General features: G+C 55.2%; 15 protein-coding genes and 1 other RNA gene. 5 read left to right on the top strand and 11 right to left on the bottom strand.

The window, feature by feature from the left end; genetic code table 11:
• Positions 1 to 52: 52 nt before the first annotated feature.
• On the bottom strand, positions 53 to 826 hold the full coding sequence (locus tag ADICEAN_RS15850; RefSeq protein ID WP_009196652.1) for an AMP nucleosidase: 774 nt from the start codon (positions 824 to 826) through the stop codon (positions 53 to 55).
• A gap of 17 nt (positions 827 to 843) precedes the next feature.
• On the opposite strand from ADICEAN_RS15850, the gene ADICEAN_RS15845 reads away from it, so the two are divergent.
• Positions 844 to 1,353, top strand: coding sequence for a type I restriction enzyme HsdR N-terminal domain-containing protein (locus ADICEAN_RS15845; RefSeq protein WP_009196651.1), 510 nt, complete (start codon positions 844 to 846; stop codon positions 1,351 to 1,353).
• On the opposite strand, the gene ald is transcribed toward ADICEAN_RS15845, so the two are convergent.
• Positions 1,350 to 2,480 carry an alanine dehydrogenase gene (gene ald, locus ADICEAN_RS15840; RefSeq protein WP_009196650.1) on the bottom strand — a complete coding sequence of 377 codons (1,131 nt, stop codon included), beginning with the start codon at positions 2,478 to 2,480 and terminating at the stop codon, positions 1,350 to 1,352. The genes ADICEAN_RS15845 and ald overlap by 4 nt on opposite strands.
• A 447-nt stretch (positions 2,481 to 2,927) precedes the next feature.
• On the opposite strand from ald, the gene ADICEAN_RS15835 reads away from it, so the two are divergent.
• Positions 2,928 to 5,342: an alpha-ketoacid dehydrogenase subunit alpha/beta gene (locus tag ADICEAN_RS15835; RefSeq protein ID WP_009196649.1), complete on the top strand. Its 2,415-nt coding sequence runs from the start codon at positions 2,928 to 2,930 to the stop codon at positions 5,340 to 5,342.
• 88 nt (positions 5,343 to 5,430) lie between these two features.
• Here the strand turns inward: ADICEAN_RS15835 and ADICEAN_RS15830 are convergent, their stop codons facing one another.
• Positions 5,431 to 6,126, bottom strand: a complete 696-nt coding sequence (locus ADICEAN_RS15830) for a hypothetical protein (protein ID WP_009196648.1) — start codon at positions 6,124 to 6,126, stop codon at positions 5,431 to 5,433.
• A gap of 800 nt (positions 6,127 to 6,926) precedes the next feature.
• On the opposite strand from ADICEAN_RS15830, the gene ADICEAN_RS23600 reads away from it, so the two are divergent.
• Positions 6,927 to 7,061, top strand: a complete 135-nt coding sequence (locus tag ADICEAN_RS23600) for a hypothetical protein (RefSeq protein ID WP_009196647.1) — start codon at positions 6,927 to 6,929, stop codon at positions 7,059 to 7,061.
• Between the two features lie 20 nt (positions 7,062 to 7,081).
• Here the strand turns inward: ADICEAN_RS23600 and ADICEAN_RS15825 are convergent, their stop codons facing one another.
• The 5 genes from ADICEAN_RS15825 to ADICEAN_RS15810 all read right to left on the bottom strand — a co-directional run bounded on the left by ADICEAN_RS15825 (position 7,082) and on the right by ADICEAN_RS15810 (position 11,138).
• Positions 7,082 to 8,245: a sigma-54-dependent transcriptional regulator gene (locus ADICEAN_RS15825; protein WP_009196646.1), complete on the bottom strand. Its 1,164-nt coding sequence runs from the start codon at positions 8,243 to 8,245 to the stop codon at positions 7,082 to 7,084.
• Between the two features lie 16 nt (positions 8,246 to 8,261).
• Positions 8,262 to 8,673, bottom strand: an RNA gene (rnpB, locus tag ADICEAN_RS21455) — RNase P RNA component class A.
• A 73-nt stretch (positions 8,674 to 8,746) separates the two neighbouring features.
• Positions 8,747 to 9,145 (bottom strand): type III secretion system chaperone family protein, encoded by a 399-nt coding sequence (locus tag ADICEAN_RS15820; RefSeq protein WP_009196645.1) that lies wholly within the window; start codon positions 9,143 to 9,145, stop codon positions 8,747 to 8,749.
• Positions 9,146 to 9,259: 114 nt separating this feature from the next.
• On the bottom strand, positions 9,260 to 10,225 hold the full coding sequence (locus ADICEAN_RS15815) for a Smr/MutS family protein (protein WP_009196644.1): 966 nt from the start codon (positions 10,223 to 10,225) through the stop codon (positions 9,260 to 9,262).
• A gap of 34 nt (positions 10,226 to 10,259) precedes the next feature.
• Entirely contained in the window at positions 10,260 to 11,138 is an 879-nt protein-coding gene (locus ADICEAN_RS15810) for a DUF2279 domain-containing protein (protein ID WP_009196643.1), read from the bottom strand.
• Positions 11,139 to 11,422: 284 nt separating this feature from the next.
• On the opposite strand from ADICEAN_RS15810, the gene ADICEAN_RS15805 reads away from it, so the two are divergent.
• Together ADICEAN_RS15805 and ADICEAN_RS15800 are read left to right on the top strand one after the other, a co-directional pair.
• Entirely contained in the window at positions 11,423 to 13,507 is a 2,085-nt protein-coding gene (locus ADICEAN_RS15805; RefSeq protein ID WP_040397575.1) for a carboxy terminal-processing peptidase, read from the top strand.
• A 158-nt stretch (positions 13,508 to 13,665) separates the two neighbouring features.
• On the top strand, positions 13,666 to 14,184 hold the full coding sequence (locus ADICEAN_RS15800; RefSeq protein ID WP_009196641.1) for a SixA phosphatase family protein: 519 nt from the start codon (positions 13,666 to 13,668) through the stop codon (positions 14,182 to 14,184).
• Positions 14,185 to 14,223: 39 nt separating this feature from the next.
• Here ADICEAN_RS15800 and ADICEAN_RS22740 read toward each other — a convergent pair whose 3' ends face one another.
• The 3 genes from ADICEAN_RS22740 to ADICEAN_RS15785 all read right to left on the bottom strand — a co-directional run bounded on the left by ADICEAN_RS22740 (position 14,224) and on the right by ADICEAN_RS15785 (position 15,954).
• Complete coding sequence (locus ADICEAN_RS22740; RefSeq protein WP_161622721.1) at positions 14,224 to 14,370, bottom strand: hypothetical protein; 147 nt, start codon at positions 14,368 to 14,370, stop codon at positions 14,224 to 14,226.
• Between the two features lie 170 nt (positions 14,371 to 14,540).
• Positions 14,541 to 15,530 carry a formimidoylglutamase gene (hutG, locus tag ADICEAN_RS15790; RefSeq protein ID WP_009196639.1) on the bottom strand — a complete coding sequence of 330 codons (990 nt, stop codon included), beginning with the start codon at positions 15,528 to 15,530 and terminating at the stop codon, positions 14,541 to 14,543.
• Between the two features lie 82 nt (positions 15,531 to 15,612).
• Entirely contained in the window at positions 15,613 to 15,954 is a 342-nt protein-coding gene (locus ADICEAN_RS15785) for an amidohydrolase family protein (RefSeq protein ID WP_009196638.1), read from the bottom strand.
• Positions 15,955 to 16,114: the final 160 nt, after the last annotated feature.

Raw genomic sequence — 16,114 nt, 5'->3', positions numbered from 1 at the left:
GCCAGGTTTGAATGCCCTGGAGCAGTAATCGACCGGTATGGGGACGGCCCCTCTAATCGTAGCGCAGGTGCTTTACCGACTCGCCGGAGTCGCGCAGTTCCATCAGGGCATCAATGCCAATGGCCAGGTGCTTGTTTACAAACTGCTGGGTAACCTTCAGGTCACTTTCGGCGGTCTTCACCCCTTCGGGCACCATGGGGTTGTCAGATACCAGCAGCAGGGCGCCGTGGGGAATCTCGTTAACAAAGCCGGTGATAAAGAGGGTAGCGGTTTCCATATCTACGCCCATGGCGCGGATGCGGTGCAGGTAGTTCTTGAACTCCTCATCATGCTCCCACACCCGGCGGTTGGTGGTGTAAACGGTTCCGGTCCAGTAGTCCATTTCATGCTTTTTGATCATGGACGATACGGCACGCTGCAGGCGGAAGGAGGGGAGGGCCGGAATTTCGGGCGGCATGTAGTCATTGCTGGTACCATCACCCCTGATGGCGGCGATGGGCAGTATCAGATCGCCCAGCTTGGTCTTTTTCTTAAGGCCGCCGCACTTGCCCAGAAACAGGGCCGCATGGGGCCGGATGGCGCCCAGCAGGTCCATAACGGTGGCGGCCATGGGGCTGCCCATGCCAAAGTTGATAATGGTAATATTTTCGGCCGTGGCGCTTTGCATGGGCTTGCTTTTGCCCATCACAGGCACCTCAAAGCGCTCGGCGAACATTTCTACATAATTGGCAAAATTGGTAAGCAGAATATATTGTCCAAATTTTTCCAGCGGAACCCCCGTATAGCGGGGTAACCAGTTTTCTACAATTTCCTTTTTGCTTTTCATACTGTTATTTTGCTTCCATGAAAAAGTTAAACCTGCCTGCCTATGACTATAAACTCAGGAAACAGGGCGAACGGTTTTATATATTTGATCCGGTACGGCGCAAATGGCTACTGCTCACCCCAGAGGAGTGGGTGCGCCAGCACCTGCTCCACTACCTGATGGGGCAGCTGGGCTATCCCCGCGGGCTGATCACCACCGAGACCGGCCTGCGCTACAACGGCATGCAGCGCCGCTCCGATCTGCTGGTGCGCGATGCGCAGGGAGCGCCCTATCTGCTGGCCGAGTGCAAGGCACCGGAGGTAGCCCTTACCGAGGCGGTGTTCCGGCAGGTATCGGCCTATAACCACATCATAAAGGCGCCACTCTTGCTTATTTCAAACGGTCTGCAGCACTTTTGCTGCCGCTTTGAACAGGAGCATGAAAGATGGCACTTTCTGCCCGAAATACCCCCCGTGGGGGGAGTAAAAAAGCTGCCTGTTGGGGCAGCTTTTTTTAGGTATCGATCATTCCGGAACGGGAAATACTAGCTGCTGTAGGCGCCTGACATTACGCGTTCCAGCGGGGTGTAGGGCAGGTTGAAGGCGTCCGATACACCCTGGTATACCACCTCACCCTGTACAACGTTCAGGCCAAGGCGAAGCTCGGCACTGTCCTGACAGGCCTGCTGCCATCCTTTGTTGGCCAGCTGTAGGGCATAAGGCAGGGTTGCATTGGTTAGGGCCTGGGTAGAGGTATAGGGAACGGCGCCAGGCATGTTGGCAACGCAGTAATGCACCACATCGTCAATGATGTAGGTGGGGTTCTCGTGGGTAGTGGGCTTGCAGGTTTCAATACAGCCACCCTGGTCTACGGCCACGTCTACCAGCACGGTGCCGGGGCGCATGGTCTTGAGCATGTCGCGGGTGATCAGGTTAGGTGCCTTGGCACCAGGGATCAGCACTGCACCCACAATCAGGTCGTGGTCTTTTACCAGCTCCCGGATGGTGTAGTCGTTTGACATGCGGGTGATCACATTGGCAGGCATGATGTCGGAAAGGTAGCGCAGACGGGGCAGGCTTACATCCAGAATGGTCACCTGAGCACCAAGGCCGGCAGCCATTTTAGCGGCCTGTGTTCCTACCACACCACCGCCCAGAATCAGCACCTTGGCAGGGGGTACACCCGGTACGCCACCCAGCAGAATGCCCCGGCCTTTCAGGGGTTTCTCCAGGTATTTGGCGCCTTCCTGTATGGCCATGCGGCCGGCAACCTCCGACATGGGGATCAGCAACGGCAGGCTGCGATCGGCCTTCTCTACGGTCTCATAGGCCAGGCACACCGCCCGGCGCTCAATCATGGCCTCGGTAAGTTCCCGCGAAGATGCGAAGTGGAAATAGGTAAAGAGCAGCTGATTTTCGCGGATAAGCCCGTACTCGGGTGCGATTGGCTCCTTTACCTTCATGATCATATCGGCAATGCCGTATACATCCTCTATGGTCGGCAGAATCTCAGCGCCGGCAGCCCGGTACTCATCGTCCGAAAAACCACTGCCAATACCGGCGGTGCTCTGTACGTAAAGGGTATGGTTGAATTTAACCAGCTCCTGAACACCGGCGGGGGTTAGCGCCACGCGGTTTTCATTATTCTTGATCTCCTTGGGAACTCCAATTACCATTGCTTTTGCATTTAAAAAGAATGGCACAAATATAGCAGATGTCTCCTAATTTACGGTAGCAATGGGCGGCTTTTTGGTGGCCGGCCTGCTGCAGAAAACACAAAAAAACGCACCTAACTTTTTAGCGCCTGCAAACGTTTGAAGTAGGCAACAGCACGCATAAAAAAAGGCATTCAGAAGATTAATTCCTAAAAATCCGGCTTTACTCAGATTCCGTTTGGCAAAAAGGGTTTTTCCCAAATTATTCCTACTTAAACGGCAAAATACTTGCAGATTCATTTGGATCTCATGGCGGGGGCGGTTTTTTGAATGGTGCCCAGAATGCCTATATTTGTTAAGGGCCTGCAAAGTCTTTTTCCTAACAATGTTTCCTGGAATTGATAAGTTGCTTGCTCCCTCAGAAGATTATTTCTGTTTTTACTAGGTCTGATTATTTAAATTCTGAATATGGAATCATTGGGTACTCGCACTGCTGCTCTGGAAACCGAAGGTATCGCCCTGAATCCCGACGAAATTCTGCAGGATTATCGCCTGGGCTGGGCCAGCCGGCATGCCAGCCTTCTGGGGCGTAAGGAAGTGTTTATGGGCAAAGCCAAGTTTGGCATCTTTGGCGATGGCAAAGAGGTGGCCCAGCTGGCCATGGCCCGGGCCTTTCAGCCTGGCGATTTCCGCTCGGGCTACTACCGGGACCAAACCTTTATGTTTGCCATTGGTGAGCTGAACATGCAGCAGTACTTTGCCCAGCTCTATGCCCATACCGATGTTGAGGCCGATCCGGCCTCTGGCGGGCGCCTTATGAACGGGCACTTTGCCACCCGCATGCTGGATGAGCAGGGAGAGTGGAAAGACCTGACCGCAAGCAAAAACAGCAGCTCCGATATATCACCCACCGCCGCCCAGATGCCCCGTCTGCTGGGCATGGCCTATGCCTCCAAGCTTTTTCGCCAGAATCCGCAGCTGCATGGTCTCAGCAAATTTTCTGTGCAGGGCAATGAGGTAGCCTTTGGCACCATCGGCAATGCCTCTACTTCAGAGGGCATGTTCTATGAAACCATCAATGCAGCCGGTGTGCTGCAGGTGCCCATGCTCATCAGCGTTTGGGACGATGGCTATGGCATCTCGGTGCCCCAGGAGTACCACACCACCAAAGGCAGCATTTCTGAAGTGTTGGCGGGCTTTCAGCGAACGGACGAAAAAGCAGGGGTTGAGATCATCCGCGTTAAAGGCTGGGATTATCCCGCCCTGGTTGAGGCCTACCAGCGCGCCGCCGCCATTTGCCGCAACGAGCATGTACCCGTACTGGTGCATGTAGAAGAACTTACCCAGCCACAGGGCCACTCCACCAGCGGCTCGCATGAGCGCTACAAGAGCGCCGAGCGCCTGGAGTGGGAAGCTGAGCATGACTGCCTGCGCAAAATGCGGGAGTGGCTGCTGCAGCATGAACTGGCCAGCGAAAGCGAGCTGGAGGCCATTGAAAATGAAGCCGCCGCCGATGCCCGCGAGGCTAAGAAAGAAGCCTGGGAAGCCTTCCGCGCCTCTGTAAAAAGAGACCATCAGCAGGCCGAAGCCCTGCTGGAGGAGGCTGCCGCCCGCCATGAGGCTATTGCCCCCCTGCTGGATGAGTTGAAAAAAGTGCTGAACCCTATCCGCATGGATGCCATCCGTACCGTAAAGCGTGCCCTCTGGCTGCTGCGGGCCGAAAGCAGCGATGCCAAACAGGGCCTTGCGGACTGGTTAAAGAAGGTACTGGCCGAGAATGAGGAACGCTTCTCCTCTCACCTCTACAGCGAGTCACCCAAAGCGGCCCTGCAGGTGCAGGAGGTGAAAGCCGATATTCGGGAAGAAGACCCCCTGGTAGACGGGCGCGAGGTACTGCAGGCCTGTTTTGATGCCATGCTGGAGCGCGATCCGCGGGTATTTGCCTTTGGGGAAGATGTGGGCCGGATAGGCGATGTAAACCAGGCCTTTGCCGGTCTGCAGGCCAAGTGGGGCGAACTGCGGGTGACCGATACCGGCATTCGGGAGTGTACCATCATCGGCCAGGGCATTGGCGCGGCACTGCGCGGCCTGCGGCCCATTGCCGAGATCCAGTACCTCGATTACCTGCTGTACGCCATCCAGATCCTGTCAGACGACCTGGCCTCGCTGCAGTACCGCACCAAAGGGGGGCAAAAGGCGCCCCTGATCGTGCGTACCCGCGGCCACAGGCTGGAAGGGGTATGGCACAGCGGATCGCCCATTGGCATGATCCTGCACTCCCTGCGGGGCATGCACGTGCTGGTGCCCCGTAACATGACCCAGGCGGCCGGCTTTTACAATACCCTGCTGGCCTCTGATGAGCCCGGCCTGATCATCGAAGTGCTGAACGGCTACCGTCTGAAGGAACGTATACCACGCAACCTGGCCGAGTTTACCCTGCCACTGGGTGTACCCGAGATCCTGCGCGAGGGCCAGGACGTAACGATTATTACCTATGGCGCCATGTGCCGCATTGTGCTGGAAGCGGCGCAGCATCTGGACGAAATGGGCATTAGCTGCGAGGTAATCGATGTGCAGTCGCTGCTGCCTTTTGATGTGCACCACAGCATCGTAGAATCCTTGAAAAAAACCAACCGCGTGGTGTTTGCCGATGAAGATGTGCCCGGAGGCGCTTCGGCTTATATGATGCAGCAGGTGCTGGAAGAGCAGGGAGGGTATTTTTACCTGGACAGCCAGCCCCTTACCATTGCAGCCAAGGCCCACCGTCCGGCCTATTCGTCGGATGGAGACTACTTCTCCAAGCCCAGCACCGAAACAGTGGTGGAGCGGGTCTATGGCCTGATGGCCGAGGCCGAGCCACAGCGCTTCCCGGCTTTGTACTAAGCCAACGAAATCCTTTCGGGATAAAGCAAAAAGAAAAGCTTCCTCTTCATGGGGAAGCTTTTAGTTTCTGGGGTAATTCAGAAAGTGCTTAGCGTTGTACCTGTACGCCCCTAAGGGTGAAAACAGGCGATTCGGCCACATTGCTCAGGTTGAGATCCCGATCGGCTATGCGTACCTTGATCTTGAGGCTGTCGTTGGCAAAGGAGACCAGCCAGCCCCGGCTGCCGAAGCTGCGGGTAATGGTGCCGCTGATGGCCGATCCATTGCTGGAAAACATGCTGATGGGAAGGCGCCCATTGAGCGATTCGCCGCAGCTGGAGCCTGACTCTGCTGCATAGTCTACAAGTATTTCCTGCCCATTCCGGATTCTGTACAGATCTGCAAAATAATTGTAGTAGAAGCGGTTGGGCTTCACATAGACCGTGTCCCGGCCGTTGAGCTGATCCAGCAGAAAAACCCCGCCCGTAATGGTGCCTATACGGTACTTATTGCAGGTATACGCAGGCAGCGTATCAAATTCCCCTATCTTCAGGTAAGTGCCATCCGGTTTGAATACATAATCATACAGATGATAGGGAGGAGTATCTTCTGTACCCCGTAGGCCCAGATCGCCATTGCCATCCTGAAAGGAAACCGTCACCAGCAGCGTATCCGGCTGGCCGGAAGGCATATCAATAAAGCGAACATTCTCAAAGCTGATCTCGGGCTCTACCGGAAATTCCGGCTCACTATAACAGGCAGACGCCATCAGCAACAGGCTGAGCAAAAAAGGGCTGTATTTCATATCTGTGATGTTCGTTGTTAAGTTAACGAAAAGAAAGCAAAAAAAGTGTGCTACCTGCCCCTGGGGCTGCTGCCAGAACTCACCCGATAGCCGGGAGCTCAACCCTACAGGCCTACTCTGGCTTGTCTCAGCGCTGTCTGCCTGTATAACCCTAAAACAGGGGTTGCGGTTGTAGCAGCAAGCTTGTTTTTTCAGTACCGGCCTTAATGACAACCCAGAGGGGGAGCCGGCAGGGGGTAGGTGCTCCGGCTATTTGCAGGGGATACCGGCCTGCATACAAGTAGCAGGGGAGGAACGGGGGCATTCCGAAAAGAAGAGGGTTTTCAGAAGATGCTATTGGCAGCTGTGTACTATGCCCGAAAGGGGTTCCTGGCAGAGATTTTGCCCCTTTAGGAGGCTGGCCCTGGCCTTGAATGATAGAAGTAGCCCATTTTCTTGCACTGCCCCCGGCGGTTCCAACCCATGTTAGGTTCAGGAAAGGTTTTTAATGAGTTTTGGGCTAAAGGCAGGGGATTTCAGCCTGCGGACAAGTACTGCGGGGCTTCTAAATGGGGCAATAAAGCCCCTAAGGGGAGATTATGCGCCTAAATGAACCCTAGGCTGTAAAACAGAGTTTGCTTTGATGATCAGGGAGGGGCAATAGCCCTATACTGTACAATTAAAACCGGTTACAGTTCAAAAAATGCCGGCTTTACGCGCAAAACGTTTAACAATGCGAAATAAATTACGTATTCTTGTATGAAGGGCCTAACCCTTCTATTTTTGTTTAGAATAAGTGTTATACCAACAACAAGGAAATCATGAAACTGAGAGTATTACTGTTTGCCCTGGTGGTACTTGGCATGGGTGCCTGCACGCAGCGGACCTGTCCTACCTACACCAAAAATGATGTTCAAAAACAGGAAGTTCAGGCCGCGCAGGACGTACGCGTATAGATATAAATGGAAATCAGCCCCTAGAGGCTGATTTCCGTATATTTAACCACATCTTCTTCGGTGATTGCCTCACCGCTCATAATCACAAGCCGTTCTACTACATTTCTGAGTTCCCGGATGTTTCCGGTCCAGTCGCCTTCCTGCAGTTTAGTGATTGCAGCTGGCGTTATTTGTTTTTTGGCTGTACCATATTCCTGCGCTACATCTTCCAGAAAGCGGTCTACCAGCATCGGAATATCTTCTTTACGCTCCTTTAGAGGAGGCACGCGCACTACAATTACCCCCAGGCGGTGGTAAAGGTCTTCCCGAAATTTGTTTTCGGCGATCATCTGCCGCAGGTCTTTGTTGGTTGCCGCCAGGATGCGCACATCTACCTGAATATCCTTATCGCCGCCCACGCGCGTAATGCGGTTCTCCTGTAGCGCCCGCAGTACCTTGGCCTGGGCAGACAGGCTCATATCCCCAATTTCATCCAGAAAGAGCGTGCCCCCATTGGCCTGCTCAAACTTGCCGATGCGCTGCTTTACTGCTGAGGTAAAGGCCCCTTTTTCATGCCCGAACAGTTCGCTTTCGATCAGCTCAGAGGGAATGGCCGCACAGTTAACCTCTACCATAGGCCCCTTGCTGCGGTTGCTTTTCTCATGTAGTGAGCGGGCTACCAGTTCCTTGCCCGTACCGTTAGAGCCAATGATCAGTACCCGCGCATCGGTGGGGGCTACCTTCTCAATGGTTTCCTTTACCTGCAGCATGGCGGCAGACTCGCCCACCATGTTCCATTTATGGGCTACTTTTTTGCGCAGGGTTTTAGTTTCGTGTACCAGCTTGCCTTTGTCCAGTGCATTGCGCAGGGCCAGCAGCAGTCGGTTAAGGTCAGGGGGTTTTACAATAAAATCGAAGGCGCCTTTTTTGGTGGCATCTACGGCTGTTTCAATGGTGCCGTGGGCCGAGATCATGATAAACTGCGATTCCACGCCGGCTTCCATGGCGCGCTCCAGCACTTCCAGGCCATCCAGCTTGGGCATTTTAATGTCGCAGAGCACCACATCAAAATGTTCGCTGAGCACCTTGGCCAGCCCTTCCTCGCCATCGGAGGCTTCGGCTACCTGGTAGTTTTCAAATTCAAGGATTTCCCGCAGGGTGTTGCGAATGCTCTTTTCGTCGTCAATGACTAAGATCTTTGCCATACATAAAGGTAAAAAAAGTAAACGCAAGCCTGTAAGCCGGGTTCTGTATCCCAAAATGAATTTTGGGTCCCTATCATTTATCTGGGCCCGGTGTCACCACCGGGCTCTATCGACCTACCCATCCCTCTCTTGCCGGCCAGTGGCCGGAATTTGAGCGAGCAACTCTGGCCCCCCAAAAGGGGGAAGAGGGACCTATTTGGTCTTTCAACTCCTGAGGTTTACCATGCGCCCCCTGTCACCAGCGGGCCGGTGCGCTCTTACCGCACCTTTTCACCCTTACCCCGGCTTGCGCCGTGGCGGTTTGTTTTCTGTGGCACTGGCTGTATTCCGGCAGGTGCCGGAACCCTTCCCGTTAGGAAGCAGGATGCTCTGCGTTGCCCGGACTTTCCTTCCCGTCTAGGCGACGGAACGATAAGGCGGCTTGCGTTTACCGTTTATCAACAATGCTTTTGCAGGTAAAAGTTTACCAAATTATTGGATTCTGCAAGTGATGCTACAAGATTAATGAACGTCCATGCCGGTCAGGCGGTACTCCCACTCATCAGCGGCAGTGGCTACTTCCAGGATGATCTCCTTGAGCAGGCTCTCGGTGGCATTGTCCAGATAGGCAGAGGCTTCTACCTTAAGGGCAGCATCAAAGAGGGCAAACTTAGCATGCGTAAATTCGGTATTTTGGCGCAACAGCTCCTCAAGATCTACATCTGGTGTATAATCACACACCTTGGAGGAGAATTCAATGCCCTCGCGGTTGTAGCGCTCGTTGAACCGGATCACCCCAAGCACCGTCTGGAAGCGGTTTCCGTCCAGAGGTACAATGATTACGGACTTGGTTTTGTCGTACTCAGAAAACTGCCCTCCGATCTCCAGGGCGAAATTTTCCATGAATTCGTTGAACTTCATGATGCTATAGTATGCGGTTTAAATTTCAGAACTCGATAAACGCAATCTTTTAGCACTTCTAAAAGTGAATTGCGCCCCTAAAACTAGGCATGTACAGAATTTTTCATCTTTACACTATTTCAAGCGTACGCGTGTAGCTCCGTAGCCCCACTTTTCTTTGTGGTCGTCTTTAAACCAGGCTATCGTATTCATGGCGCTCAGGCGGCGGTGCAGCTCCTTGCGGAGGGTGCCGTTGCCCACTCCGTGGATAAAGGTAATCTCCTCCAGGCCGGCCGCCAGGGCACGGTCCAGCACCTGCTCAAAGGTAGCCAGCTGCAACTCCAGTATGGCGGCGCCGGAGAGGTCTTTGGGATTCTCTACGAGTTTTTCGGCATGCAGGTCCACCTGGCTGGGGATGGGGCCGGCAGGAGGTGCCTGCCGGGTTTCCGGCCCGCTTTGCAGGGTCTCCTGCAGCTTTTGCGCCTCGGCCGGTGCCAGAAGGCTAGAAGGGCTCAGGGCCAGCAGATACGCCTTGGCGTCCAGTACAGGTGCCTGCCGCAGGCTGCGAAAAAAAGTGGCGGCCTTGGGGTGAACCCGCTGCTGCAGCACAGCTGCCAGCCGCTCGCCGGGCTGAGCCGGGTGGGGCAGCAGGCGTACCTGCCAGGCCGGCCACTGCTCAAACTGCTGCAGATCGGCCTGGCTCAGTTTATGGGCCTGGCGGGGAAGCAGCTGTCCGGAGGCCAGGGGTTCATAGCGGCCGGCCTGCTCAGCCACAATCGAAAACAGCAGCACATCGGGGGTATTATTGACCAGATGAACGCTCAGCAGGCGGTCGTTCAGGGGCTTGTAAGCAATAAAATAGCCTTCCTGGGCAGTTGCCCCCTTTTTCGGCAGGGGAGCAGGGGGCGCTGGAGCTTGTTCGCTCTCCGGCCGCTTAAAGAACGAGGCTTCTTCGCGGGCTACCACCACCACTTCGCTTTTGAGCACGGGTATCTGAAAGCCATCCTCAATCTCGATCTCGATCAGTTTGGGATCAATGATACGGGTAACGATGCCTTCTTCTTTTCCTCGCAGCATGCGCACTTTATCGCCTACATTCATGAACGTATCCCTTGCGGGTATTGGGTATAAGGGGTTAAAAATAGACCGGATGCAGGTGCAGCCGGTTGCGGCTCCATTCCAGGGCCGGCGCCGGTAAATGTATGCCATCCAGCACAAATAAAAGCCAGCGTACCGCCCTTTTGTTGCTGCGGATGTGGCTTAAATTTAGATCGGGCGCCAGGAACCACTGCCGGTAGGCCAGGTAGCCCTGCGCGCTGTTTTGGGCCGCATTGGCATACACCATGCCACTGGCCCCATAGCCAAGCGCCAGGTTGAGCCAGCGGGGGCTTCGGCCGCCACTCAGCTGGCTCAGGTCGGCACTTAGCCAGTAGGTTTGCCCGTTGTAGTCCTTCAGCACCTGCTCGTGCAGGCGGCTGCCCAGCAGGCTGGTTCGCCTGGGGGCCCAGCGGGTGGGATGAAACGAAAACTTGGGCCGCAGCAGCTGTTTTTCCCAGAGTAACTGCTGGCTGCCCCAGAGCAGGGCACCGCTGGCATTGGCCACCAGATCGCCTGAAGAGGCGCCGTAGGCTTCTGAATAGCCATCCAGAAACTCAATAGGCAGCAACCAGGCAAAGCCGGCCAGGCTACTCCAGAGCGCTGCTTTGCGTGGCGCCATACCGGCCCAGCGAAAGGAAGCATAATGGAGCCGGCCCAGGTGGTACGTGCTGTAGGCATGGCCCAGCTTATCCATCTGCTGCCAGTCCCGGCTATCGTTAAAGAAGTGAAACTCCGTGCGGCCCTGGTCTTTGTACCAGAGCTGATGCAGACCCAGCAACAGGCCACCATAAGCGCCGCCTTTTACCAGCAACAAGGTATTCAGCCGGCCCCTGTGCAGGGAGTCGGGCGGGTGCTGGGCCTGCGCACAGAGCACCGGCAGGCAGGCAAACAGGAGAACCAGAACGCTACGGAACATGCTACTTGGTGCTAGGGGGGCACAGCAGGGGAGGCGCCTCAGCTACCCGCCTGCATCTACCAGTAAATTTACAAGAGGCGGGCGGCCACCAGCCACTTTCTGGCACTTTTTTTGTCATTTACACGTAGAAAAGAAACAGCACTGCCCCTTTCTGCCCATATTTACACAAGCGGTTTGCGTGCACCAAAGATTTTCCCTAAGATAACACCTCCATTGGGAATAATGATGGGAATGTTTTACGTTGTAGTCTTGTAAAAAACGAATTATCAGAGATCATGCTATACATGAAGAAACTGTTCTTGTTCCTCTTTCTGGTCGCCAACCTGAGCATCCAGTGCCAGGCCCGCCATAGCGACTACACGCCTTTAGCGGATACCACCTACCTGAAGCCTACACCGGAGCTGGAGAAGGAAGCCCGCCTGATCCCGCAGGCGCTCAACCGCATTCATTACCGCAAGGTAGCCATCAATGATTCGCTCTCCGAAGTAGTGCTCAAGAGCTACCTGCAGGCGCTGGATCCCTATAAAGTGTATTTTCTGCAGAAAGATGTAGATGCGTTTCAGCAATACCGCCACCGCTTTGATAATGAGCTGGAGGCCGGCAAGCTGGATGCCGCTTTCGATATTTACAACACCTTCCGGCAACGTTTTGATGAGCGCATGGCGGTGATTGATTCTCTCAACAAGGTGGAATTTGATTTTACCGTAGACGAATACTACGAGGCCGACCGAGAAAATGCCCCCTGGGCCAGCAACAAGGGCGAGCTGAACGAGATCTGGCGGCAGATCATCAAAAGCCAGGCGCTTAGCTACAAGATAGCAAACAAAGAGTGGCCCGATATCCATACCAGCCTGAGCAAGCGCTATGCGCAGATGAAAAAGAACATCCACCAGCAGAAAAGCGTGGATGTGTTTCAGGTCTACATGAATGCCTTTACTGAGTCGTACGATCCGCATACCTCGTATTTCTCGCCCGTTACCTCTGAGAATTTCAAGATCTCCATGAGCCAGTCGCTGGAGGGCATTGGCGCATCGCTGACCACCGATGGCGACTACACCAAAGTAGCCGAAGTGATTGCCGGCGGCCCGGCCTTTAAAAGCAAGCTTATTCAGAAAGATGACCGCATTGTGGGTGTAGCCCAGGGCGAAAAAGGCGAGATGGTGGATGTGATCGGCTGGCGGCTGGATGAAGTGGTGCAGCTGATCCGCGGTTCCAAAGGCAGCAAAGTACGCCTGAGCCTGCTGCGGGCGGCCGATGGGGTAAATGCCCTGCCTGTAGAAATTACCCTGGTACGGGATATGGTGAAGCTGGAGGAGCAGGTGGCCAAAAGCAAACTGGTGCCCTACACCAAAGATGGCAAAACCTACAAAGTAGGGGTGATCACCATTCCTACCTTCTACATGGACTTTGAGCAGGCCCAGCGGGGCAACCCCAACTACAACAGTACTACCCGCGATGTGCGCCGCCTGATTAAGGAACTGGAGGCTCAGGGCATGCAGGGCCTGGTAATCGATCTTACCTTTAACGGAGGCGGCTCGCTTACCGAAGCCATTGAGCTTACCGGCCTGTTTATTCCCAGCGGTCCGGTGGTGCAGGTGCGCAATGCCGATGGCTCCATCAATACCGGCGACGATCCCGACCCGGCTACCGTCTATGGTGGCCCGCTGGCGGTGGTGATCAACCGCTTTAGTGCATCAGCCTCCGAGATCTTTGCCGGCGCCATACAGGACTACCGCCGCGGCGTGATCATTGGTGAGCAGACCTTTGGCAAGGGCACCGTGCAGAACCTGATTGATCTGGACCGGCTGGTAGGCAACTCCGGCGCTGGTATTGCCGGCCGAAATGGCGGCGGCAGCAGCAGCAAGCTGGGCCAGCTGAAAATTACCCTGGCCAAGTTTTACCGCGTAACCGGCAGCAGCACACAGCACAAGGGGGTAACGCCCGATATTGAACTGCCCAGCGAATTCAGCGCAGCCGATTTTGGTGAAAGCGCCTATCCGGCCGCCCTGCCCTGGGATCAGATCAAATCCAGCAAATACAAGGAAACCAAAACAGTGAATGACCGGCTGCTTGCCCAGCTGCGCTCCAATTACCAGAAGCGCCTGGCCACCGATGCCGACCTTATTGCCCTTCGGGAAAACATAGATGCCTCTAAGGCTGCCCGGGCCGAAACCCGCATCAGCCTGAACCTGGAGAAACGCAAAGAAGAGATTGAGCTGCGCAAGAAGCGCAGCGGCAACAAAGATACCCTGGAGCAGCAGATCAACAGCCTGGAGCTGGAGGATGCCGAAGCCCAGGAGGCCATGAAGCAGGCCGATCCGTATGTGAAAGAATCCATCCGTATCCTGGCCGAGCTGATTGCTGCCTAAGCGATACCTCCCTTATATATAAAAAGCTGCCCCCCTTGGGCAGCTTTTTTGTTATGAGCAGTGCCGAATCTGCCGCTTTTCCCCAAATTTGGCCGCTTAGTGTAAACTGATTTTTCAAAACCAATTTCTTGTTTAGCTTACCCAAAACATACTGCTTTATGAAACACCTGCGCTTCTGGCTGCTGAGCGGCCTGCTGCTGATGGCCGGCCTTGCCTATAGCCAACAGGAACCCGGTACCAAAACCTTTATCTTTATTCGCCATGCCGAAAAACTGGCCGAGCCGCCTGCCGATCCGGACCTGAGCGAGCAGGGGCAGAAACGAGCCCGCTTTGTGGCTGCCCTGCTGAAGGAGCAGCCCATCACCGCTCTCTATGCCACCCCCTACCTGCGTACCCAGCATACAGCCAAACCCCTGGCCGAACTTAAGGGCTTAGCGGTGCAGACCTACCAGCCCCAGCAGGGGGCAGGCCTGTTGCAGCAGCTGAAGGCACGGCCGGGTCAGGAGACCTTTGTGGTGGTGGGCCACTCCAATTCAACCCCAGCACTGGTAAATTCCCTGATGGGGCGGGAGGAGATAAAACCCATCTCGGAAGAGGATTATGAAAATCTTTTTGTGGTAACGGTAAGCCCGCAGGGGGTGTGCAGCCTGGTACGGATGCGCCTGCCGCTGGAGTAGGATCTATCCCTTACAAACAAGAAAGCCTGAGCGCAATGCTCAGGCTTTTTTATGACGTTTGTGTCGGTTTCTGAATTTTTTGCCTACAAAGTCGGCTTCTTCTTCGTAGATTTTTAGGGCCCTTTCCCATCCCTTCAGATAACTGCTAAAGAGCGTGTTGCTGTTGTCTAATAAAATAAAATTCATAGCCTCCTGATTAACGAATTGGCTTCCCTTCTTAACGTATTGGCTTTTCTTTTTGATATGCTGAATGCAGATCAATAAAACGCTTCAAATTTAATCTTTTTTTAATAAGCAGGAAACTCCATGTAACAAAAGAGTTTCTTTTGTATTTTCTCAATTTAGCCCAGTCCTCTTTATACCAATTGGTTGTTAAGATTATCCAACAGGGCAAATACCAGTTGGGCAGCCAGCTTAGCGGTACGCCCATCCTGATCCAGGGCCGGGCTTAGTTCGGCAATGTCCAGGCTTAGCAGCTTACCGCTTTGGACAACCTCCTGCAGGATGAGGCGCACAACCCAGGGGTCCAGTCCAAAAGGGGTAGGGGCGCTTACGCCGGGGGCGTGGGCAGCAGCTATGGCATCCAGGTCAATGGTGAGGTAGATGGCTTCCTTGTCGTGCATCCAGTTGCGCAGGCGCAGGCGCACATCTTCCCACTGCGATTCGCGCATGTCTTCGGCCAACACGTATTTGGTATTGAGCCGGTGGGCGGTATCAAAGAGCGCCCGGGTGTTGCCGGCATGCTGTATGCCCATGCACAGGTAGTGAAAGGGCAGGCTGTGATGCTTGCGCAGGTCGGCAATTTGCCGGAAGGGGGTGCCGCTGCTGGTTTCTACCTCATAGGTGCGCAAATCAAAGTGAGCATCGATGTTGAGAATGCCCAGGCTGCTGCGCTGCTCGTGGTGTAGGTGCTGGTGCAGGCCCAGGTAATGCCCATAGGCCACCTCATGCCCACCGCCCATCACCACCGGCAGAAAGCCCATGGACAGCAGGCTTGCCACCTTTTGGCCCAGCAGCTGCTGGCTGCGCTCCAGTTGCTGGTTGGGGCAGATGATGTTGCCGGCATCAAAGAGCCCCAGCTTCTCCTGATCGAAGTGCACGGGCAGGCTGGCCATGGATTTGCGCAGCTGATCGGGTCCCAGCTGGGCACCCAGGCGCCCCTTGTTGCGCCGCACCCCTTCATCCGAACAGAACCCCAGCAGGGCTACATTTTTGGCGGCGCCGCTCTTGTGCACCGACTGGGTGAGGTCCAGCTGGTTCAGGATCTGATGCCAGCGCAGGCCCATGGCACCATCGGTATAGTCGGTGCGGCCTTCCCAGTACTTTTTTTCTGCCAGTTGATACATCCGTGGGGTGGGGGTTGGGTTTGGTGATTGTATGGATTGATACGCCGGGAGGATAACTGCCGCCCGCTTGCGGTAAATCAGATTAACGCTCAGGCGCTTTTACACGGGTGCCGGCTTTCCAGACCAGCTCGGGCTTGAGCTTGCCCTGCTGGTAGAGGATCTCCCGGTAATCGGCTGCCGGAAAAGCCACCAGATCGGCCAGCATGTCGGGCGCCAGCTGGCCCCGGTCCTGCAGGCGCAGGGCATGGGCGGCCCTGCAGGTAATGGCCGCCAGGGTTTCGGCGGTGGTGAGCTTTTCGGCGGCGCCCAGCACGGCGGCCTGCATCAGCAGATCGCCCATGGGGGCCGAGCCGGGATTCCAGTCGGTGGCAATGGCCAGGCAGCCGCCGGCATCCAGCAGCTGGCGGGCAGGGGTGTAGCGCATGCCCAGGCCCAGCGAAGCGCCTGGCAGGGCTACTCCTACGGTATCGGAAGCGGCCAGCGCCTGCAGGTTTTCAGCACTGCTGCTCTCCAGGGGTCGGCGCTGTGGGCGCCGGCCGCTACGGCTACCGGCACCCCCAGCTGGCTGAACTGATCAGCATGGG

The organism is Cesiribacter andamanensis AMV16, assembly GCF_000348925.1.
Taxonomy (GTDB): Bacteria; Bacteroidota; Bacteroidia; order Cytophagales; family Cyclobacteriaceae; genus Cesiribacter; species Cesiribacter andamanensis.
This window is presented reverse-complemented; position numbering and strand designations above follow the sequence as displayed.